Below are 21,529 nucleotides of genomic sequence, written 5' to 3'. Positions count from 1 at the left end.
CATGACCACAGATGACGAACGCGGCGCCATCAGGTGGCGATCAGATGTGCCACCGTTGCCCCCGCCTCGCACGCGCTTCAACGCACGACGCGGCCACGGGCTCTACGACCGCGTCGTCGACGTCATCGGGCAGCAGATCGTCACGGGTGAGCTCCCGATCGGGTCGATCATCTACGCAGAGCAGGTGTGCGAACAGCTCGACATCTCGCGCTCCGTCGTGCGCGAGGGCATCCGCACACTCAGCTCCATGGGGCTCGTCGAATCTCGACCTCAGCGCGGAACACGCGTGCAGCCGCGCGACCAGTGGGACCTGCTGAACCCCCACGTCGTGCAGTGGCGCGGCGAAGGTCCCGAGTACCTGCAGCAGATGTACGAGCTGCTTGAGCTGCGACTCGGCATCGAGCATGCCGCAGCGCATTTCGCCGCGCTGCGCATGAGCGATGAGGCCCGCGCAGCCGTTGTCGAGGCTGGCTATGCGATGCAACGCGCGTACAAAGACCGCGATCCGCACACATTCTTCGCCGCCGATGCAACCCTCCACCGGCTCATGCTTGAGGGCACAGGCAATGCGGTGATCGGCCAGTTTGCCGACACCGTCTCGACGGCGCTGCACATTCGCGGCAGCAATGCCTCGCGTTCGTACTCCACGGCGCAGAGCCTCGATTCAGCGTCGGCTGGGCGCCACGTCGAACTGGCCGAGGCGCTGGCGAGCAAGAATCCGGATGCTGCGCAGAAGGCCGTGAACGACATCATGTTCGCGACCCTCGCAGAGGTAGAGCACCTTCTTGAGAGCCGCTCTCCTCGCGACTCGTTGCGAGACTAACAACGCTCGCAACTCCTTCGCGCGCTGGCCAGCCCTTTGGCTCTGGCCCCTGTCGAAGACCTGTCTGCTCGCTTCTTCGTCCACAGGCAGAAACTTTGTCGAGTTATCCACAATGGGTGTGTGACCGGGTGTTCTGTCGGTGGGCGTGTCGGTGGGTCCTGCGATACTTTGGTCATGCACGAAGCAGTCGCGGCACCTGGTTTCGAACCCAATGAGGGTCCGGATGCTGTTGCTGTGCGTGCCGCGGAGAAGACTCTGGCCGGTGCTGCAGAGCTGGCCTCGATCGACCCAGCAGCGCTCACTGCCGATACCCTGTTGACCTATACGGGGCTTCTCAGCAACATCACCCGCATTATCGAAGGCCAGCAAGTCGGCAACGTCGGAGATATTGCCCGCCGTTCTGACACGGATGCCGGTTTTGATGGTCTCGCTGCCCGTCACGGGGCGAAGAGCCCCACAGCATTGTTTGAGGTGATCACGGGGGCGAAGAACTCCACCGCGTATCGGTTCGCGACTGTCGCGAAACACACAACACCGCGAGTCTCAGACATCGGGCTACCTCTCGAGCCCGTGTTTGCTCAGACGGCGCAGGCGTTGTCGGAGGGCACGATTGGTCTGGATGTTGCCGAGTCGATCACGTCGACGTTGGCACCTGTCCTGCCCCGGGTGGCGCCGGAGCAGATCGACTGGGCCGAGAAGACTCTGATCGGTAATGCGACGGGTGCGTTCGGTGAAGTGCCGTTCACGGCGGATGCTGTGCGGCAGCAGGCCCGCGTGTTCCGTGTCGCTCTGGACCCTGACGGTGTCGAACCCACAGCAGAAGAACTCCACGAGGCACGAAAACTGGTCTTCAAACACCAAGACGACGGGTCAATGAAGATCACCGGTGTGCTCTCACCGGAACAGGCAGCGCAGGTGACACCCGTGTTTGACGCGTGCATGTCGAAGAGAACCTCACCAACGTTCATGCACACCGAGGAACTCTCCGCGCACGGCCAGGAATCGGAACCCCGGTCGAAGCCGCAGGAACGCGCAGACGCGTTCACCGCGATGATCGCCGGTGTGGGGAAGATGACGTCCACACCGAAACTCCACGGCCGCGGTCCCACGGTGATGGTCACCGTGAAGAACGAGGACCTCGACGCCGGTACCGGTGCTGCCTGGTCACCGGGAACACCAGCACCGTTGCCGATGTCGTTTGTGACACAGATGCAGTGCGATGGCGACACCCGCCAGGTGCACATTGACGAACACGGCGACGTGTTGAACTTCGGGCACGCGCAACGGTTGTTCACCGCGAAGCAACGTTTGGCGTTGATTGCTCGTGATGGGAACACCTGCGCGGCTGCCGACTGTGACATTCCGGCGTGGCTGTGTGAAGCGCATCACGTGCAAAGATGGGAAAACGGCGGCCGAACAGATGTTGCAAATGGCCTGATCGTCTGCTGGTATCACCACAGATTGCTGGAACGCGGCGAATGGTCCCTCTCCCGCGACAAAAACGGCCACCCCAGACTGACCCCACCAGGCTGGTATGTGAACCGACGGTATCTAGGACGGCGACGCCGCATCACAGACAACGAAGACGACAACAGTGACCCTCCAGACGATCATCGAGATACCGGGCCGCGCACCTGACGTACGCGGCGGCCCCGACACACCCAACGCACGAGTCACACAGCTCGAAGCGCTACGACGTGTGCTCTCTCAAGCCATCCGCATGCAGAAACCATGAGTCACGCCACAGTTGAACCGACAGTTCCGGTAAGCCGTCAAAATTGCCTGCTATTTTCCATAGGAATGACTGCGAACGGGCGAAATCACCAGCTCATTGACACAGACCTCGGCGGGCGAGTCGAGCACGAACGCAACAGTACGTGCCACGTCGTCTGGGCTGAGCATGCGGCTGCGTGCCTCAGCATCCGGAACCGTGGGCCTCTTGTCAACGAACTCCGTGTCGATATCACCAGGACAGATGACTGTCGCGCTGATGCCATTGGCACTCTCTTGGTCATTGAGCGATTCGGTCAGCAATGCAAGGCCGGTCTTGCTCGCCGAATACGCAACGCCCGCACCACGTCCGAACGACCAGCCAGCCCACGACGAGATGACGACAACTCGTCCGCCACCGTTCGTCCGCATGCCAGGCAGCACCGCAGCAATGCCGCGCGCGACGGAAGTGAGATTCGTCTCCACGACAGCCTGAAACTCAGAGATCTCGAGCAGATCCCAATTGCGCTTCGGCACATTGAGCCCCGCGCAGAACACCACCTCGCTCACCGTACCGGCGTCCGCGGCGATACGGTCGAGTGCGTCGCGCGTCGATGCGTCGTCTGCAGCATCCATGGGAACGACAAGCGCCGAGCCGCCCTGCTGCTCTACCCGCGACCGCACCTCGTCGAGAGCATCGACGCGACGCCCGCTGAGCGCGAGCGTGCGACCGGATGCTGCGAGTGTGACAGCGCTCGAGGCACCCACGCCCGAGCTGGCACCGATGATCCACGTCACGTTGTTTGAGTCGCTCACACACACCTCCGAAAATCCGTGGCGATTAACGCAACAATACTGCCTGAGTTTCACGCGTGAGCTGTGCCACGATCGGCTGGTAGAGTCCCCCGCATGGGACGCTCGGGCAGATCACGGATGCTGGCATGCGCGCTGTCGCTCGGGCTCGTGCTCACCATCGCCGGCTGCTCGTCAGGTGATTCTGATTCACAGGGCGATGCTGAAACCACCGCCCCGCGCCCGACGCCGTCTGTCGTCGCCGAACCCACACAGGTTCCTGCCCCTGCCGACGATGATGAGGGCGATTCAGACGAGGATGCCGCCACCGAATTCGACCCTGCCGAGATTCAGGACTTGGGTGCGCGCACGGGGGCATCGGGCGAAGCACAGCAAGACGACGCAGGATATTGGTATTACGAAGTCGTCTCTGGTGACGTCGCCAGCGTCATCTGCGACCGCTTCGACCGCCGCTGGTGGCAAATCGAGACACTCGATGTGCAGCCCGGATTCGACTGCCGCAGCACGATCTATCCCGGGCAGATTCTTGTTCCGACCGCATACGCCGAAGACCACGACAACGACACCCCGTGGGTGCCGAACGCCAGCCCCTTCACCGAGTGACGGCTGCCCACTCCTCGAGAGTTCGCCTGCTCTGAAACTCACGCGGTGTGCCATCGACGGGGTCGATGAAGCGCAGCGTCTTCGCCAACAGCTGCAGCGGAGATGAGAAGTCGTCGATGGAGACATCGACAATCTCGGGATAGAACGGATCGTTCACGATCGGCAGCCCCAGGTCGTTCATGTGCAGACGAATCTGGTGCGTCTTACCCGTGTGGGGAATCGCCCGGTATCGGCCAAGACCGTCGCGCTGCTCGACAAGTTCGATGCGTGTTTCGGCGTTCGGCTCGCGGTCGGGCAGCTCGTATGCCCGCATCTCACCGTGAATCTTGACGATGTGGCTCCGCACCGTTGCTGGCAGCTCACGGCCGCCCGGAGCATCCCCTATCGCCTCGTACTCCTTCTCGACCTCACGGCGGTCGAACATCGTCTGGTAGGCACCGCGCCATTCGCGGGATGCGGTGAGCAGCAGCACTCCAGCGGTGACGCGATCGAGCCGGTGCGCCGGAACAAGCTGTGGCATCCCCAGCATCCGCCTCGCCTTGACGACGACGCTCTGCGTCACGTGACGCCCCCGCGGAATCGTGGAGAGAAAGTGCGGTTTGTCGATCACGACGATGCGCTCATCGCAGTGCAGCACGTCGATCTCGAACGGCACCTCAACCTCGTCGCGCAGGTCGCGGTGAAACCACACAAAAGTGTGCGGCGCATAGGGGGCATCCGGGGGAAACGGCTTGCCGTCATCGTTAGCGAACTCCCCGTTCGCGAGCATCTCGTCGATGCGGTCGGGCTCCAGCTTCGGCAGCCGCTCAACGAGGAACCATCTCAGGCTCTTCCAGCGCCGTTCGCGCGGGGTGCGCACCCACGCGGCATCAAGACCATGGCGCTGAGGGAGAGGAGAGATCGGCACCCATCGAGGGTACCCCTCCCCATTGCCGGTGGGGCTGCCCCCGTCGATAGACTCCGGGGCATGGGGAGAATCGCACGCACTGTGCTCGTCTCTGGGGCGGCGATCGTCGCGGGGGCGGCGATCGCCACAACGATGCTGACCGGGCCGGCCGCCTTCGCAGCAGACGTCAGCACGACGCCCGCCGCCTCGGCACTCGGCCCGTTCGCGGGCGACGTCAACGACTTCGAGTTCGCCGAGCTCTCCGTCGACTACACGCTGGGGCGCGATGACGACGGCGGCAGCACGCTTAAGGTGGTCGAGGAGTTCACGGCGATCTTCCCCGACATCGACCAGAACCACGGAATGCGTCGCAGCATCCCAACCACCTATAACGGCCAGCCGCTTGACCCCGAACTTGTCTCGATCACCGATGGCGAGGGCATCGAGCGGCCGACCGAGACCGATTCCGAAGACGGCACATTTCAGATGACGTCGCGCTCCGACGATTACCTGCACGGCTCGCAGACCTTCGTTTTCACCTACACGCTTCACCACGTCACATGGTCGTTCGAAGAGTCCGACACCGAAGAGTTCTACTGGGACGTCAACGGTGTCGACTGGGTTCAACCGTTCGGCTCAGTGACGGCGACCCTGCATGTTCCGGCCGAGCTCGCCGACGCACTCACCGGTGAACAGTCCTGCTACCAGGGCGCTCAGGGAGCGACGGACGAGTGCACGATTTCAGCGATGACGGATGCCGAGGGGGCGGCCACCGTCACGGCATCCGCGTATGATCTGAACCCCCACGAGACAATGACCTTCGCGGTCGGCTTCGAGCAAGGAACGTTCGTGCCGTACGACACATCGTTCTTCGCGCGCCCGTGGGGCTGGCTGCAGCTTCTGGCGACGATCGCCGCGCTGGGCATGATCATTCCCGCGATCATCACCCGCGTGCGCACGCTCAAGGACTCACCTGGGCGACCGACGATCATCGCCGAGTACGAACCGCCCCGCGGCATCGACGCCCTGCAGGCCGCGGTATTTCTGGGCAAGAAGCCCAAGGCGATTCCCGCCGAGGTGCTCGAGCAGGCAGTGAGCGGCAGCATCCGCATTCTCGAGGGCAAGCGCAAGCTGTTTGGCGGCGCACGACTGCAGGCTCAGCTTCTCGATCCGTCAAAGGCCGATGTCGACGGCCGGATGCTGCTGTACGGACTTTTCGGAGGTGCCCCCGCCGGCGCCGTCTTCGAGTTCGGCAGCACCGACCGTCGCTTCTCCAAGGTGGCCCAAGACACACTCACCTGGGCGAAGACCAGTTTGAAGGGTCTCGGGCTGTGGCGCACCAACAACTCCAGGGCGGGCGTGATCGGCGTGCTGATCAGTTTTCTCGTCATGCTGGCTTCGGTCGGGTTCGGAATTGTCTCGCTTGCCGTGCACGTTGACCCGGCTCTGCCCATTCTTCTGCTACTGGCCTCCGTCGCGGCATTCGGCACCTCGCTCGTGCTCGTGATCCACAGACCGCTCTCGCCGGCGGGCGCGGACGTGCGCGATCATCTCAAGGGCCTTGAGGAGTTCATCAGGTGGGCGGAAGCAGACCGAATCAGGATGCTGCAGTCGCCGTCTGGTGCAGAGCGCAGAACATTCGACCCCACCGATCCGCGCCAGGTGCTGCACCTGTACGAGAAGCTGCTGCCGTTTGCCGTGGTCTTCGGGCAGGAAAAGCAGTGGGCCGACCAACTCGCGGTGCTGTACCAGTACACCGGAAACACGACGCCCGGGTGGTACTACGGCGCCGGTGGATTCAGCGCGGCGGCATTCTCGAGCGGCATCTCAACGCTGTCGACCAGCGCCGTCAGCTCGTCATCGAGCACGGGCGGCTCGGGTGGAGGCGGCTCTGCCGGTGGCGGCGGCGGAGGAGGGGGCGGCGGAGGCGGCGTCTGACCGCGGAACTCATGCGGCCCATGTGACGAGCACGAACTGCCCCCAGCAACATTTGGGACGCACGAACGCGCGCGGACCGGCACGCAGTTGTTGGCGGTGGTACGCTGTGGTCTGACCACACAAGGCTGACCACACAGGTCTGACCACACAACGCAACCGGAGGTGCCGTGGCTGACGAGCAGCGCGCATGGGAGACCGTGCTCTCCCGCGTGGAGGCCGATCTTCTCGACGGCACGCTCATTCCCGGTGATCGCCTCCCCGGGGAGCGCGCTCTCGCGGCCGAACTCGGTGTCGGGCGCTCAAGCGTGCGCGAAGCACTGCGCGTTCTCGAGGTTCTCGGCCTCATCCGCACGGCCGCCGGCTCGGGCCCGAGCGCTGGAGCGATCATCGTCGCCACCCCACGAGGCGGCATGTCGGCACTGCTGCGACTTCAGGTCGCCGCGCAGGGATTCGCACTGCGCGACATCGTCGATACTCGCCTCGTTCTCGAGGCTGCGGTCGCCGAAGAGCTTGCAAACCAGCATCCGGATCTCAGCGCCGCAGAGGTCCTGCTCACCGCCATGGATGCCGACGACCTCACCTCAGACGAGTTTCTGGTGCTCGACGCCCGCTTTCACCTCGCTCTCGCGGAGGCCTCGGGCAACGACGTCATCGCGGCGACGATGGCCGGCCTTCGCGACGCCATCGAATCGTACGCCCGCGAAGGCAGCGCACGCATCGAAGACTGGCCCGCGACGGCAGCACGACTGCGCACCGAGCACGCCGGAGTTCTCGCGGCCATCACCGAGCACGACCCGGATGCCGCTCGAGCACGTGTTCACGCCCACATCACGGGCTACTACGCCCAGATCACCGAACCACCACACCGAGAGGAATCGCAGAATGGTCACTCGCCAGCTCCCGAAGCCCGCTGAGATCTTCGAGCTCATGTCGTTCAAGAAGCCGGAGTTCAACGGCAAGAAGCGTCGTCTTGGCTCTGCACTCACCATCGATGATCTGCGCACGATCGCCAAGAAGCGCACTCCCGCAGCCGCCTTCGACTACACAGACGGCGCCGCCGAAGGCGAGCTCTCGCTCGACCGCGCCCGCCAAGCGTTCAAAGACATCGAGTTTCACCCCGACGTGCTGCGTCCCGCTGCACACGTCGACACATCGACGACGATCCTCGGCGACCACAGCGCCCTGCCGTTCGGCATCGCGCCCACCGGGTTCACGCGACTCATGCAGACGGAGGGCGAGATCGCGGGCGCGAGCGCAGCACGCGATGCCGGCATCCCCTTCACGCTCTCCACACTCGGCACCACGTCAATCGAAGATGTGAAAGCGGCGAACCCGCACGGTCGCAACTGGTTTCAGCTGTACGTCATGCGCGACCGCGAAGTGTCCTACGAGCTGACGCGTCGCGCAGCGGCATCCGGATTCGACACCCTCTTCTTTACCGTCGATACGCCCGTCGCCGGCGCACGACTGCGCGACACGCGCAATGGCTTCTCCATTCCGCCGCAGCTGACGCCGGGGACGATCATCAACGCGATACCGCGCCCATGGTGGTGGATCGACTTTCTCACCACGCCCAAGCTGGAGTTCGCGTCGCTGTCGTCGACTGGCGGCACCGTCGGCGAACTGCTCGACGCCGCGATGGACCCAACGATCAGCTTTGACGACCTCGACGTCATTCGCGGAATGTGGCCGGGCAAGATCGTCATCAAGGGCGTGCAGAATGTTCAGGATGCCGCCAAGCTCGTCGATCGGGGCGTTGACGGAATCGTGCTGTCAAACCACGGTGGCCGTCAGCTCGACCGCGCTCCGATTCCCTTCCACCTGCTGCCGAAAGTTCGCCAGGAGGTCGGCGCAGATGCCACCGTCATGATCGACACCGGCATCATGAACGGTGCAGACGTCGTCGCCTCTCTTGCTCTCGGCGCCGACTTCACGCTCATCGGCCGCGCCTACCTCTACGGACTCATGGCGGGCGGGCGTGAAGGAGTCGACCGCACAATCGCAATTCTGCGCGACGAAATCGTGCGCACCATGAAGTTGCTTGGTGTCTCGTCGATCACCGAATTAGAGCCGCGTCATGTGACCCAGCTGGCGCGTCTCGTGCCGGTTTCGACGGATGCGCTCGAGGTGGCGAGCACAACAGACTGACCGCCCTGTAGGGTCGCATCATGATCACGCTGCGGCCCTGGAGTCTCTCCGATGCCTCCGCGCTTCGAGAGTGCATCGTCACGTCGCCCGATCTCACTCGCCAGGTGGGCACCGCCGACGTGTCGACGATAGAGGCGTGCCGCGCGTTCATTCGGGATGCCCTGCCCAACGAAGCATCCGCCGTGAATCTCGCCGCATGCATCGACGACATTCCCGTTGGCAATGTCGGCATCAGCAACATCGAATACCGCCACAGCACGGGATGGACCTACTACTGGCTCGCCGCCAGCGCTCGCGGACAGGGCATCGCAACCCGCGCGCTCGCGACGATCAGCGCGTGGGCTTTCACGGAACAGAGCCTTCACCGCCTTTCGCTCGGGCATCGCGTTGACAACCCCGCGTCCTGCCGCGTCGCGACGCGCGCCGGGTTTCGCGCCGAGGGAATCGAACGTGAGAGGCTCCGCTACGGAACCGAGCGGTTCGACGTCGAGACGCATGCGCGGCTGGCGACGGACGCTGCCCCTGATTTCGAGGCACTGCCGCTCGCGGCCTGACCTCGTGCAGTGCGGGCGATGATGAGAGCTCTCTCATCGAGATCTCACCAACGCCGCATGGTTCTCAGTCACACTTGAGCCATGGCACGTTTGAGCTGGTTGGCGATTCCTGCTGCGCTCATCATCGCAGCAGGAATCTGGTGGAGCGCAGAAGTTCTGCTGCAACCCGATGAGCCGACGCTCGGGCCGGCCGTCGTCATCACTCCGACGGGAACACCGCCACCCGACTCCGGAACGACGGCCCCGACTGACCCGCCGTCATCGACACCGCCCCGCGACGGCGCCTCGACAGTTCCGCCTGCTCCCCCACCCGATGCAGGCGACGATGATGATGACGACGGTGATGACGACGACAGCGACGACGATGACTGAACACCGTCGCGGAGTGACGGCACGCACACGCATTCTCGCATGGATTCTCCTGCTCGTGACGATCGCCATCGTCGCGATTGTCGCCGTGACAGGGCGGTCGCTCTTTTCTCGTGCAGACGCCCAAGTAGCGGCGGAGCTGAGCCACGAGGCAGATAAGTTTCGCGCATTTGCCAGCAAACCCGACCCCAGAACAGGTACGGAGTTTTTCGCGGTGAGGGAGGTTCTCACAAGCCATCTGCAGCACAACCTCGCCGAAGACTCTGAGATGTTCTTCAGCATCATCGATGGGGTTGCTGATCGCCGAAGCGGGGGCGATCCTACGGTACGTCTCGACCAGGACTCGGCCTTCGTTCGAACGGCCGCGGCCGTCACGACCCCGACAACCGGAACCCTCACAACGGATGCTGGCCCCGTGAAGTACGCCGTCATTCCTGTCTCGGTTGAGGGTGACCCAGCGACAGGACAGCTTGTTATCGCTGAGTTTCTCGCGCCCGAATACGACGAAGCCTGGTCGACAATCTGGATCATGTCGATCGTTGCCATCGTCTCGCTTCTCCTCGCCGGCGTCACCGGTTGGTTCATCGCCGGCCGCGTTCTCGCGCCGATACGTGACGTGCGAACGACTGCTGCGCGCATCACCGAAACCGATCTTGGGCGTCGCATCGACGTGGTCGGAAACGACGATGTTGCGCAACTCGCTGTCACGTTCAACGGCATGCTCGATCGACTCGAGACGGCCTTCACCGGTCAGAGGCGTTTCCTCGACGATGCCGGCCACGAACTGCGCACGCCCATCACGGTGATCCGCGGACACCTCGATGTCATGAGTGATGACCCCGACGACCGCGAACAGACGATGCACCTTGTGAACGACGAGCTCGAACGCATGTCACGTCTTGTCGATGACCTCATTATGCTTGCGCGAAGTGAGCGTCCCGATTTTCTGATGGTCGCGCGGACAGACCTCACCGACCTCGTCATCGAGACGTTTGCGAAGGCAACGGCCCTTGCCGATCGCCGCTGGAGCATCGCTGAGACACCGGAGGCCTTCGCCATCGTCGACGAGCAGCGTCTCACTCAGGCGCTGCTCCAGCTGGCAACCAATGCCGTTGCCCACACCGACGATGGTGACGCCATCGCCCTCGGCGGCCGCGTTGCCGATGACCGACTGCAGCTCTGGGTCAGCGACACGGGCGACGGCATCGCCGAAGGCGACCACGAACGCATCTTCCAGCGTTTCGCGCGCGGCAGCGCCGAGACCCGTCGCCACGGAACAGGGCTCGGGCTCGCGATCGTTGCGCGCATTGCCGAGGCACATAGCGGCCACGTAAGAATCGACTCAACCCCCGGCGACGGAGCCACATTCACGCTTGATCTGCCGCTGACGAGCCCCAAGGAGCAACAGTGAAGCGAATTCTCATCGCCGAAGACGAAGAGCGCATCTCATCGTTCATTCAGAAAGGCCTGCGTGCAAACGGCTTACGTTCGGAAATAGTCACCGATGGTCACTCGGCCGTCGAGTTCGCCCGCTCCGGCGACTTCGACCTGATGGTGCTCGACATCGGGCTGCCAGGGCTCGACGGCTTCAGCGTTCTGCGCCGAGTTCGAGGTGACCGCATCGAGATGCCGATCATCATTCTCACCGCACGCGATGCGATCGAAGACACCGTCGCCGGCCTCTCCGGCGGCGCCGACGACTACATGCGAAAGCCGTTCTCCTTCGACGAGTTGCTCGCACGAGTTCGACTGCGACTGCGCACCGAATCCACAAGCGAGGCGACGATCCTCAAATCGGGTGATGTCTCCCTCGATCTCCGCACCCGTCGCGCGCTTGTTGGCGAACGGACCGTCGAACTCACCACGCGTGAGTATGCCCTGCTCGAGGTGTTCATGCGGCACCCCGATGAGGTGCTCAGCAGGCAGCAACTGCTCAGCCAAGTATGGGGCTTCGACTTCGATCCCGGTTCCAATGTCGTCGATGTCTACGTTCGCTATCTGCGCGCCAAGCTCGGCGTCGACCGTTTCGAAACTGTTCGTGGTGCCGGGTATCGACTCATCGCACAGTGACGGCAGCGCGTCCCTGCGCACGATGTGAGTTCTCTCATCTCTGATTCACAGCTCGCTTAACTCGGCGATGGAGGCTTGGAGACAACAGATCATCAGGGAGAAAAACATGTCATTCGTTATCGCGATCTTGACCGACCTCGTCGCCATCACCCTCCTGGCGTACGTTCTGTACTTCCGGAGGCACCGTCGGCGCGACCTACTGCTGTCGTACATCGCGCTCAACGTCGGCGTCTTCGCCGTGACCGTGGCGCTGAGTTCGGTCGAGGTGGGCATTGGCCTCGGGATCGGCCTCTTCGGCATCCTCTCGATCATTCGCCTGCGCAGCGACCAGATCACTCAGCAGGAGATCGCCTACTATTTCGTGTCACTGGCGCTCGGTCTTCTGGCCGGACTGCAGCCGACGCCGTTGTGGGTAACTCCGGCGCTCTCCGCGCTGATGCTCCTCGTGATGGCCATCATCGACAGCCCACACGTCGCGCCGAGAAGCCGACGTCATACCATCACGCTCGACCGGGCCTTCACGAACGAGGCCGCTCTGAACGCGCACCTCGAGCAGACCCTCGATGCTCACGTCACCCGCGTGGAAGTTCTCGATGTCGACATCGTGCGCGACACCACGGTCGTCGACGTGCGCTACAGCGCCCACGGTGCCGACAGGGATGCCCCTGACGAGGACATTGTGCTGAAACATGCACGGAACTCCCGATTTCGTCCTCTTCTGAGCACTATGTCCTTCTTCCGGCACGGCACACCCTCAACGGAAGGGCACGAGGAGCACGCACCCGCGCCCCAGCGCTTTCAGGTTCCGGCGGGCACCGCACCAGAGTCCGAGTGGCCAGACACGCACGCCGATGCCGCGAAGCAGCACGCAACGGTGACACGATGACCAGCACGTCCGCAGAGCCGTCTGCGACCCCGCTACTCAATCACCTCGATACGCTCGAACCGATCTCACTCGACCAGCTCAACGAACAGGCACGGCTGATGACCCGTGTCGATCGCAAGTACTTCGTGCCCCGCGCGATTCTCGCCGAGCTCCTCGACCAGATGCCCGGGGAGTTCCGGGTGCTCGAGATCGAGCGCACCCGGCTCTTTCGCTACCGCACGATCTACTTCGATTCGCCCGACTTCCGGTTCTTCCGCCAGCATGCGCAGGGTCGACGACACCGCTACAAGGTGCGCACTCGCACGTACTGCGAGTCGGGCGACTGCATGCTCGAGGTGAAGTCGAAGGGGTACCGCGGGCAGACCGTCAAAGAACGCATCGACCACGATCCGGAGGCTCCGCACACGCTCAGCGCAACGGACCATTCGTTCATCGACGAAATCATCGGAGAGGATGCTGCGCGGCTCCGACCCATGCTCGAGACCATCTATCATCGCGCGACGCTCTGCCACGACGACCAGCGCGTCACACTCGATCTCGACCTGGAGTGCCTTGCCGGAGGCGCGTCGTACGCCGGGCCGAGCGATGTACTCGTCGAGACGAAGTCACCGGGCGGGAGGGGCCCGCTCGACCGGACGCTGCTCACGGCTGGGGTACGACCGCACTCGGTGAGCAAATACTGCGTTGCCGCGTCGCTGTTGTATCCGCACCTGCCCAGCAACGCCTGGCACCGCACACTCCGCCACTACTTCGACGCTCCCAAAGCCGGCGCCGCCTGACCGAGCTCCCTGCCGTGCATCAATTTCGGAGATCCTGCGACTCTATGCACAAAAAACACCCGGTCACGAGTCACGCATCTTCGCAACGCCACAGGATCTCCGAGTCTGTGCGCACATCCCCCGGCGCATGCTCGGCCGCCGATTGGGTGTATCTGAGTCCGCCCGCCCGCATTGAGCCGGGCGAGCGCACCGGCCACTACGTTCTCGGCACTGACACACTGCTCGTCGACGACACGGGTGCCTCGCGAATCTCCGCCGAGGACTTCGCCGCGATGATCGTCGATCAGCTCGAGACGCCGACGCCCGGCATCCGGCACCTGATGGCGATCGCCGTACGAACCAAATCAGACACGATTGAGCCGTCGTTTATCACCGACGTCGTGCGCCGAATCGCGTGGCCAACGACGCAAGCCCCCACAGCGTGACGCGCCACATCGCCTCAATCACGATGCCGCCCGACATCTTCGACCGGCCCTTCGTTCGTTCGACGAACGTGATCGGCACCTCGACGATTCGCAGTCCAGCCTTGTGCGCGTGCCACAGCATGTCGACCTGAAAGCCATAGCCCTGACTGTGCACGTCGTCGCGGTGCATGTTCTCGAGCGCCTCACGCGTGAAGACCCGATAACCGCCCGTCACATCGCGGTACGGCATGCCGAGCAACGTTCGCGCATACGCGCTGCCTCCGCGCGACAGCATCCGCCTGTGCCACGGCCAGTTCTCGATACCGCCGCCATCGACCCAGCGTGACCCCAGAACGACGTCGGCACCAGCGGCCGAGGCGTCAAGCAACGCAGGCAGCTGCTCGGGCAGATGCGACCCATCGGCATCCATTTCGACGAGCCGCTCGTAACCGCGCTCGAGCGCCCATCGGAAGGCATCCCCGTATGCTGCGCCAAGCCCCTGCTTGCCCGCACGGTGAAGCACGAAGAGCTGCGAGTCGGATGCCGCCAGCTCGTCGGCGAGCGCGCCGGTTCCGTCCGGTGAGGCATCGTCGACGACGAGCACGTCGAGCCTCGGCGTCGTCGCGCGCACCCTGGAGATCAGGGCCGGCAGGTTCTCGCGCTCGTTGTAGGTGGGGACGATGACGAGTGTTTCGACCACGGCGACTCCCCTTCCTGCCTGTGCGCGAACGGCACGCGATCACCAAGCCTAATAGCGCTCGGCTGGCTGCTTGTCTGGCAGCGACAGCTCGTCGGTCTGACCACCGCTGATCATGCGCTTCATCACTGGCCGCATTGCACGAGAAACCAGCACGCGCATGACCCACTGCGACATGACGCTTCCGACCGTGCCTCTCGGCACCATGAAGCGGATGCCGCCACCGGGAAGCGTCTGCCCCGCTTTCGCAAATGGTGCGATGGCCGTCGCGAAGCGCGCCGTCGCTTCGGCCAGGTCATCTGGCGACGCCGCGATCTCAGCGGAGAGCAGGTGAGCTCCGATGAGCGCCGTAGCCGTTCCCATTCCCGATAACGGCGATCCAGACGAACGGGCGTCTCCAATCAGTGCAATACGGCCGTGCGAGACATCAGGAACGTCGATGCGCACGAGCTCGTCGAAATAGAAGTCCTGCGATCGCTCCAGCGCAGCAAGCATCGCCGGGGCATGCCAGTCCGCAGCGCAGATCATCCGGCGCACCAACGCCAGCTGTGCGTTGTGGTCGCGTCGCAGCTCAGGATTGCGATCCATTCGGATCGTCAACAGCACCATCGACGTTGCGGGGTCCGGCCCCGGCCTCACGCCGACCGCGACTCCCGCCACGGCGCGCATCGTGAACCAGCCGGGCTCGATTCCGGCGGGCGTCGGCATGCTGAAGAACGCCGTGTAGCCACCGAGATATGTCGAGAACGATTCCTCCGGCCCGACGGCCATCCGCCGTGTCGCCGAGTGCACGCCGTCGCTGCCGACGACAAGGTCGAACCGCTCGGCGGCTCCCGATGCGAAGGTCGCGTCAACACCCTCGTCGTGCTGAGAAAGACTGTCGATCTGCTCGCCGTAGCGAAGACTCAGGAGACCCGGCGCTGCACTGCTGGCCGCATCAAGTCGCTTGAGAATCACGCGATGCAGGTCACCGCGCGCGATCTCGATCTCGGCAACCGCACCTTTACCGTCGTAGTCCTCCATGGACATGCGGGCGTAAACGGTGCCGCGGGATCCGACATAGGCAATGCCCTTCTCGTGGAGTTGATACTCGCGGATGCCGGGCATGAGTCCCATCTGTTCGGCCGCTTCGCGACTTGCGCCCCGAAGGTCGACGACCTGCCCTCCCTCGCGGGGCGAATCTGCCCTCTCGACGACGGTTGTGCGAATGCCCCGCTCTACGAGGCGCAGGGCGAGAGCCGTTCCGGCGATGCCGCCGCCTGAGATCAGAACATGGGGAGTGCGTGTGGTCATTGCAATCTCTTTCCTAAGAATTAGACGTTTGTCTAAGACATTTGTACAGCATGGCAAAGATGTTTGTCTAATACAAATGTCTGAGACGTTTGAGTAGAATCCCAGTATGGGAAACAGGGAAGACCTGCTGGCTGGAGCGCGCAAGGTCATCGTCGAGCGGGGAATCGCGAAAACGACAGCCAGAGACATCGCCGCTGCAGCGGGCGTGAGCCTCGCCGCGATCGGCTACCACTTCGGCTCGAAGGACCGATTGGTGACCGAGGCACTTGTAGAGACACTCGGCACCGGAATCGGTGACGACCTTGAGAACCTCGTACTCGAGGGCACGGGCGCATCACTGCTCGACGGCTTCGCGACCCTCGTGAACGACGTTCCGTCGGTGTTCGCAGCGAACAGGGAGGCTCTCCTGGCGAGCCTCGAGAACGTTGTGCACGTTCTGAGAGATTCGAGCGAGAGCCGCAAACTGCACGAGGCTGTCGCAGAGGGCTATCGGGGAATGGCGAAGAATCTTGTCCTCGCGCATCCGGAGCTTGACGAACGGCAGGCGAACTCTATCGCTCGTCTGTACTACGTGCTCACGCAGAGCCTCGGCATCCTCTGGCTGCTGGACTCTGAGGCTCTCCCGAGCGGAGACGAACTCGCAGAGGCGGTGGCGACGATCGGCGGGTCCCACACAGTGCCGAACTCATAACACGGCATGCACATGCCGGTGGTGGCGATCCACTGATGAATCGCCACCACCCTTGCCCCGGCGCATGGTGTCAGGCCACGCGCGAGGTTCTGTCAGCGGCGCAGCTCCAACGTGCAGCACTTGACCCCGCCGCCGCCGAGAAGCAGTTCAGAGAGATCGACGCCGATGGGGTTGTAGCCGCGCTCACGCAGCTGCGCCTCGAATCCCGTCGCGCGCTGGGCGATCACGACGTTGTAGCCGTCTGAGATCGAGTTGAGCCCGAGAATACGGGAGTCATCTTCACTCACGTGGATGGCGTTCGGGTACCGCTTCTCGAGAATTGCGCGCGACGCGTCATCGAATGCGCTCGGCAGGTATGCGATGTTCGCGTCGTCGTCGCCCGTGAGCGGGTCGAGCACCGAAATCGCGGTGTCGAGATGGTAGAAGCTTGGGTTGACGAGGTTCAGCGAAACCACCTCGCGGTCGAACGTCGCGGCGACTTCGCGGTGGCTCTCGGTGCTGGTGCGAAACCCGGTGCCCGCGAGGACGGTGTCTCCGACGAGAAGCAGGTCACCCTCACCCTCGTTGACGTTCTTCGGCTCGACGACCCGATAGTCGTTGGCGGCGAACCACTCCATGAATGCGGGACCCTCGGGCTGACGCTCGGGATAGGTGAACTGCGCGCCATAGGCGATGCCGTCGATGACGAAGCCACCGTTCGCCGTGTAGACCATGTCGGGCAGGCCCTCGAGCGGGTCGATCAGCTCGATTGTGTGCCCAAGCGACACATAGGTGTCGTACAAGGTCTGCCACTGCGCCACGGCGCGAGCCGTGTCCGTGGGATTCTCGGGCTCCATCCATGGGTTGATGCGGTACGAAACGGTAAAGTGCTCTGGTCGGCACATGAGGTACGTACGAGGGTTGGGCGTGCGCTCGCGCGCGGGTGCGGTGACGGAATCGGTGCTGGTCATAGCGTCTCCAGTGAATATCTCAGATGCGGCGGACGCTGTCCTCTTGGCCCGGCCGCGATTCGCTCGGGCACGCCTCCGTGCTTAATTCTTGCATCGTCGACGCGCGAAAGCTTCTGATGGCGTGCAGGATTCATGCGTTCTATCACGGGCAAACGCAAGTTTTCGTGTTTAGAATGACGTACATGGACAATATTGACCGCGGGATCATCGATCTGCTTCGGCAGAATGCGCGCGCAGGGTACGGCGACATCGGCCAGGTCGTTGGACTCTCGGCATCAGCGGTGAAACGCCGCGTCGACCGCCTTGTCGCTGACGGCGTGATTCGCGGATTCACCGTGCAGGTCGACCCAGCCATCGACGGCAGGCGTACGGAAGCCTATGTCGAACTCTTCTGCCGCGGCACCGTCGCTCCCGACGAACTTCGCCGCATGATGAGCCACGTTCCCGAGGTGGTGGAAGCGTGCACGGTGTCAGGAAGCGCCGATGCCATGGTGCACATTCGCGCACGCAGCATCCCCGCTCTCGAAGACGCCCTCGAGCGTGTTCGTGTGGCTCCCAACGTCGACCACACGCGGTCGTCGATCGTGCTCTCGCGGTTGATCGACCGCCCTATTGACTGAGGTTTTACGCTAGGAACATGAGCGATCAGGGCAGCAAGAGGCAGCGCCAGCTTCGGGCGCGACTGGGTGTCTCTTTAAAGGGGCTCGCCGGCGGCATGGTGCGCGGCATGGGCGTGCCGACACAGCGCATCGCACTGCCAGGCAGCGACGATGCCGTATCTCAGCGACACGCACGATCCGTGATCGAGCTGTGCCTGCGCGTCGGCGAGACGATGATCGCAACGGGGGCCTCAGCGGCCGACACCGTTGCCCAGGTGCTTCGGCTCAGCTCCAGCTTCGGCATCACCGGCATGCACGTCGACATTCACTTCAGCTCCATCACGGTGTCGGTCCACCGCGGGCTCGACGAGGACCCCATCTCTGTCATGCGCGTCGTCAAGGTGCGCACCACCGACTACACGCGGCTGCGCGACGTCTACCGACTCATGGACGAGATCACCTCAGCGACCGATCCGGTCGACCCCGACCTCGCACGCCAGCACCTCAGCGAGATTCTGCAGCAGCCGCACCCGTATCGTCGCTGGGTCGTGTCGGCGGGAAAGGCCATTCTTGCCGCGGGCGTCGTCGTCATGTACGACGCCAGCTTCGTCGTTATCGTCGCGGCCGCGATCTCGGCGGTCATCGCCGACATCGTCACGCGACGCCTCGAGAAGTGGGGAATCTCGGCATTCTTTGTGCAGATGGCCGCCGCATTCGTCATCACGGGAATCGCCGGACTGTTGTACTGGACGCGAACGTTTGGGTTCGCACTCACGAGCGAAGTGCAGCCGACGGTGATCGTCATCTCGGGAATCATGCTGCTGCTGTCGGGGATCGGGCTGACCGCAGCCGCTCGAGATGCCATCGACGGGTATTACATCACCGCATCATCTCGCGGCCTCGAGGTGATCATGATGACCCTCGGCCTCGCCGTGGGCATCTCGCTCACCATCGGCCTCGCCCTTCGCATCGGAATTCCCATCGACGTCGGCACAAGTCTCGGCCGCACCGACAATATCTGGGCGGGAATGGTCGGAGCAGGGCTGATCGGAATCGGCTTTACGCTGACGTCCTACGTGCGCATGATCATCGCGCCAATCATGGCAATACTGGCCGCAATTGTGTTCGCCGTGTTTTTCATCGTGAACCCTCTGATGCCCGACCCGGGCCTCGCTCCAGGCGTCGCCGGCATCGTCGCCGGCGTGCTCAGCTATCTGGTGTACCGCTGGATCATGGTGCCGGAGGCGGCACTCACCATGGCCGGAATCATCGGCCTCATTCCTGGCCTCACTGTGTATCGCGGCCTCTACACGCTCATGGATGGTCCCCAGGGAATCGTTGCCGCGCTCGGTGAACTGTTCGTCGCGCTCGCCGTCGGCATCGGTCTGGCCGCAGGCACGACGATCGGCGGCCATCTCGCGCGGCGCAGCTTCGGCCTCGACCGCGCCGCCGAGATCTCGCTTCGACGCGCGAGACGAACACGGTAGCCCTCGACGCAGAACGGGATCGCACGAGCGATCTCGCGCACGAGAAAGGAGGCAGGATGCCCCCATCCTGCCTCCATGCGATCCGCGGCAATCCACCCGATAACGGGAGGGTCCCCAACCACTGCACGCGGACTGCATTTCCCTCAAACGACAATCGCGGCTGAGCCGGCGACGTCGCCGTGTACAGAGTATCGGATTCCGCCCCCTAAACGAGGGTCATCATGGCACTCATTCCTCATTCCGGAACTCGGCGTGTCGGCTGCACCAGAACGGCGAGCTCTCGCCGCATCCAGATGTCGCCGGTCGTGCGCTTCTCGTCGCGCGTGGTGAACCGATAAGAGAACACGCGTGCGCGCACCGCTCGCGGGGCGACTCCGCGGAACGGATCGACGCGAAGCAGCCGCAGCGTTGCCGGGTCGGCGGCGAGAAGCTTCTCGATGAGCCGCTCAAACCACGTGGCATTCCAGCCGCCGAGGGCGAGAAACCACATCTGCCAGTCGAGACGCAGATGGTAAGGCGCGAACTGCCGAGGAAGACGCGCCACCGCTCCCGGCTTTACCTTGAAGTCGTATTCCCGCCAGTCATCGTCACCCGGGTGCTCAGCGAGCGTTCCCTCAATCACCACCTCGCGCCGCACCTGCGTCACGCTGCCGAACGCGCCGTACGCATTGCCGATGCCCAGGCGGTTGAAACTCGCGTTCATGAGCTGGCCGCGCGAGAACAAATTGGCCACCGCGGGAATGCTGAGCCACGCGAAGGTGAGAAACACCGCTGTGGTGAGAGCGATCCACCAGATCGACGACATGGATGCCGCTCCCGCCACAGCATCCGTGTGATTCTGCGCTCCAAGCGGCACTCCAAACCAGCTCCAAACCGACAAGCTCGCGCCTGAGCTGCCTCGCCCGGTGATCCACAGCAGAAACGAGTCGCTCACTCCGGAGAAAGCGACGATGATCGTCATCCAGTTGAGCCAAGCGAAGTTGCCGCTGACAACGAGCCACAGCTGCGTGACGATGATCAACGTCGCCGCGCAGCCCGCGATCGGCTGGGGCGCGAACAGCAGCAGCGGCATGCCCAGCTGCACGAGGTGATTGCCAAGCGTTTCTGCGCGGTGCACCGCTCGCGGCAGCAGGTGCGCGCGGCGACTGAGCGGCCCGGGCATCGGCTGCGTTTCGTGGTGATACGTCATTGCCGTGAGGTCGCGCCAGCTGCTGTCGCCGCGCATCTTGATCAGCCCGGCTCCCAGCTCAATGCGCACGACGAGCCACCAGAAGAACACGATGATCAGCAGCGGAGGCGCCGTCTCACGCGAACCGAGAAACGCGGCAACGGCACCGGCCTCGAGCAGCAGCGACTCCCACCCGAAGCCGTAGAACACCTGCCCGATATTCACGATCGACAGGTACAGCACCCATATCACGGCGAAGGCAAGCATCGGAACCCAGGGCGGACCGAGCTGGGGCAGACCGAGAATGACGGATGCCGCGACGGCGGCGCCGAGCGCGGCGGCGGCCCGCAGCATCCTGTCGCTGTAGCGAAAAGCGCGCAGGCGGAAGATGCTCGGCAGCCGCCGCCCCGTTGTACGGGCGATGAGCGTTGGGGCGGGAAGAAGGCCGCGTTCGCCGAGCAGCGCGGGAAACTGCGCCATCGCCGCTACAAAGGCGACGACGAAGACGGCAGCGATGCCGCGCTGCAGCACCTCGCGCGCGATCGTGTAATCGTCGGCGTTGAGAAAGCCGAGCACGTCGGCAAACCCTGATGATTCCATCACGCACCCCTGAGCCCAGCACACCACCGCGTCGCGGCATTCGCAACCGCAAAGCTCATGT

Annotated in this window: 22 protein-coding genes; 16 read left to right on the top strand and 6 right to left on the bottom strand. The window is 63.6% G+C overall.

Annotated elements, in window-relative coordinates; genetic code table 11:
• Position 1: 1 nt before the first annotated feature.
• Together HCR84_RS02450 and HCR84_RS02445 are read left to right on the top strand one after the other, a co-directional pair.
• The gene (locus HCR84_RS02450) at positions 2-823 is read left to right on the top strand and encodes a FadR/GntR family transcriptional regulator (protein ID WP_166982434.1); all 822 of its coding nucleotides are present in this window, start codon (positions 2-4) and stop codon (positions 821-823) included.
• Between the two features lie 174 nt (positions 824-997).
• On the top strand, positions 998-2,461 hold the full coding sequence (locus tag HCR84_RS02445; protein ID WP_166982436.1) for an HNH endonuclease signature motif containing protein: 1,464 nt from the start codon (positions 998-1,000) through the stop codon (positions 2,459-2,461).
• Between the two features lie 147 nt (positions 2,462-2,608).
• Here HCR84_RS02445 and HCR84_RS02440 read toward each other — a convergent pair whose 3' ends face one another.
• Entirely contained in the window at positions 2,609-3,349 is a 741-nt protein-coding gene (locus tag HCR84_RS02440; RefSeq protein WP_235940909.1) for an SDR family oxidoreductase, read from the bottom strand.
• A gap of 93 nt (positions 3,350-3,442) precedes the next feature.
• Here HCR84_RS02440 and HCR84_RS02435 point away from each other — a divergent pair, with 93 nt between their 5' ends.
• Positions 3,443-3,949 carry a hypothetical protein gene (locus HCR84_RS02435; protein WP_166982438.1) on the top strand — a complete coding sequence of 169 codons (507 nt, stop codon included), beginning with the start codon at positions 3,443-3,445 and terminating at the stop codon, positions 3,947-3,949.
• Here the strand turns inward: HCR84_RS02435 and HCR84_RS02430 are convergent.
• A complete protein-coding gene (locus tag HCR84_RS02430; protein ID WP_166982440.1) occupies positions 3,939-4,856 on the bottom strand; it encodes a pseudouridine synthase in 918 nt (305 codons plus the stop codon). The two genes, HCR84_RS02435 and HCR84_RS02430, sit on opposite strands and share 11 nt — an antisense overlap.
• A gap of 60 nt (positions 4,857-4,916) precedes the next feature.
• On the opposite strand from HCR84_RS02430, the gene HCR84_RS02425 reads away from it, so the two are divergent.
• From HCR84_RS02425 to HCR84_RS02380, 10 genes are all read left to right on the top strand, one after another.
• Positions 4,917-6,773, top strand: coding sequence for a DUF2207 domain-containing protein (locus HCR84_RS02425; protein ID WP_166982441.1), 1,857 nt, complete (start codon positions 4,917-4,919; stop codon positions 6,771-6,773).
• 167 nt (positions 6,774-6,940) lie between these two features.
• Positions 6,941-7,687 (top strand): FadR/GntR family transcriptional regulator, encoded by a 747-nt coding sequence (locus HCR84_RS02420; RefSeq protein WP_166982442.1) that lies wholly within the window; start codon positions 6,941-6,943, stop codon positions 7,685-7,687.
• Positions 7,656-8,921 (top strand): alpha-hydroxy acid oxidase, encoded by a 1,266-nt coding sequence (locus tag HCR84_RS02415; RefSeq protein ID WP_166982443.1) that lies wholly within the window; start codon positions 7,656-7,658, stop codon positions 8,919-8,921. The genes HCR84_RS02420 and HCR84_RS02415 overlap by 32 nt, the downstream gene beginning before the upstream one ends.
• A gap of 20 nt (positions 8,922-8,941) precedes the next feature.
• Positions 8,942-9,475 carry a GNAT family N-acetyltransferase gene (locus HCR84_RS02410; RefSeq protein ID WP_166982445.1) on the top strand — a complete coding sequence of 178 codons (534 nt, stop codon included), beginning with the start codon at positions 8,942-8,944 and terminating at the stop codon, positions 9,473-9,475.
• Between the two features lie 81 nt (positions 9,476-9,556).
• The gene (locus HCR84_RS02405; RefSeq protein ID WP_166982447.1) at positions 9,557-9,847 is read left to right on the top strand and encodes a small hydrophilic protein; all 291 of its coding nucleotides are present in this window, start codon (positions 9,557-9,559) and stop codon (positions 9,845-9,847) included.
• Positions 9,801-11,255: a sensor histidine kinase gene (locus HCR84_RS02400; RefSeq protein ID WP_218043608.1), complete on the top strand. Its 1,455-nt coding sequence runs from the start codon at positions 9,801-9,803 to the stop codon at positions 11,253-11,255. The genes HCR84_RS02405 and HCR84_RS02400 overlap by 47 nt, the downstream gene beginning before the upstream one ends.
• Positions 11,252-11,914 (top strand): response regulator transcription factor, encoded by a 663-nt coding sequence (locus HCR84_RS02395; protein WP_166982448.1) that lies wholly within the window; start codon positions 11,252-11,254, stop codon positions 11,912-11,914. Before HCR84_RS02400 ends, HCR84_RS02395 begins: the two co-directional genes overlap by 4 nt.
• A 106-nt stretch (positions 11,915-12,020) precedes the next feature.
• Positions 12,021-12,800, top strand: a complete 780-nt coding sequence (locus tag HCR84_RS02390) for a DUF4956 domain-containing protein (RefSeq protein WP_166982450.1) — start codon at positions 12,021-12,023, stop codon at positions 12,798-12,800.
• The gene (locus HCR84_RS02385; protein ID WP_166982452.1) at positions 12,797-13,579 is read left to right on the top strand and encodes a polyphosphate polymerase domain-containing protein; all 783 of its coding nucleotides are present in this window, start codon (positions 12,797-12,799) and stop codon (positions 13,577-13,579) included. Before HCR84_RS02390 ends, HCR84_RS02385 begins: the two co-directional genes overlap by 4 nt.
• Before the next feature lie 107 nt (positions 13,580-13,686).
• Positions 13,687-14,004: an NAD(P)-dependent oxidoreductase gene (locus HCR84_RS02380; RefSeq protein WP_166982454.1), complete on the top strand. Its 318-nt coding sequence runs from the start codon at positions 13,687-13,689 to the stop codon at positions 14,002-14,004.
• On the opposite strand, the gene HCR84_RS02375 is transcribed toward HCR84_RS02380, so the two are convergent.
• Both HCR84_RS02375 and HCR84_RS02370 read right to left on the bottom strand, forming a co-directional pair.
• Positions 13,949-14,683 carry a polyprenol monophosphomannose synthase gene (locus tag HCR84_RS02375; RefSeq protein WP_166982456.1) on the bottom strand — a complete coding sequence of 245 codons (735 nt, stop codon included), beginning with the start codon at positions 14,681-14,683 and terminating at the stop codon, positions 13,949-13,951. The genes HCR84_RS02380 and HCR84_RS02375 overlap by 56 nt on opposite strands.
• Before the next feature lie 48 nt (positions 14,684-14,731).
• Positions 14,732-15,973 carry an FAD-dependent monooxygenase gene (locus HCR84_RS02370; protein WP_166982458.1) on the bottom strand — a complete coding sequence of 414 codons (1,242 nt, stop codon included), beginning with the start codon at positions 15,971-15,973 and terminating at the stop codon, positions 14,732-14,734.
• A gap of 106 nt (positions 15,974-16,079) precedes the next feature.
• Between HCR84_RS02370 and HCR84_RS02365 the strand changes: the two genes are divergently transcribed.
• A complete protein-coding gene (locus tag HCR84_RS02365; RefSeq protein ID WP_166982460.1) occupies positions 16,080-16,664 on the top strand; it encodes a TetR family transcriptional regulator in 585 nt (194 codons plus the stop codon).
• 92 nt (positions 16,665-16,756) lie between these two features.
• On the opposite strand, the gene ddaH is transcribed toward HCR84_RS02365, so the two are convergent.
• Positions 16,757-17,614, bottom strand: coding sequence for a dimethylargininase (gene ddaH, locus HCR84_RS02360; protein ID WP_166982462.1), 858 nt, complete (start codon positions 17,612-17,614; stop codon positions 16,757-16,759).
• Positions 17,615-17,796: 182 nt separating this feature from the next.
• On the opposite strand from ddaH, the gene HCR84_RS02355 reads away from it, so the two are divergent.
• Together HCR84_RS02355 and HCR84_RS02350 are read left to right on the top strand one after the other, a co-directional pair.
• Positions 17,797-18,234 (top strand): Lrp/AsnC family transcriptional regulator, encoded by a 438-nt coding sequence (locus HCR84_RS02355; RefSeq protein ID WP_166982464.1) that lies wholly within the window; start codon positions 17,797-17,799, stop codon positions 18,232-18,234.
• A gap of 17 nt (positions 18,235-18,251) precedes the next feature.
• Positions 18,252-19,700, top strand: a complete 1,449-nt coding sequence (locus HCR84_RS02350) for a threonine/serine exporter family protein (protein ID WP_166982466.1) — start codon at positions 18,252-18,254, stop codon at positions 19,698-19,700.
• A gap of 235 nt (positions 19,701-19,935) precedes the next feature.
• Here HCR84_RS02350 and HCR84_RS02345 read toward each other — a convergent pair whose 3' ends face one another.
• The gene (locus tag HCR84_RS02345; protein ID WP_166982468.1) at positions 19,936-21,468 is read right to left on the bottom strand and encodes a lipase maturation factor family protein; all 1,533 of its coding nucleotides are present in this window, start codon (positions 21,466-21,468) and stop codon (positions 19,936-19,938) included.
• Positions 21,469-21,529: the final 61 nt, after the last annotated feature.

The sequence above is a fragment of the Paramicrobacterium fandaimingii genome (assembly GCF_011751745.2).
Classification (GTDB): Bacteria; Actinomycetota; Actinomycetes; order Actinomycetales; family Microbacteriaceae; genus Paramicrobacterium; species Paramicrobacterium fandaimingii.
Note: the sequence above shows the minus strand (reverse complement) of the source record. Positions and strands in the feature narration are given on the sequence as shown.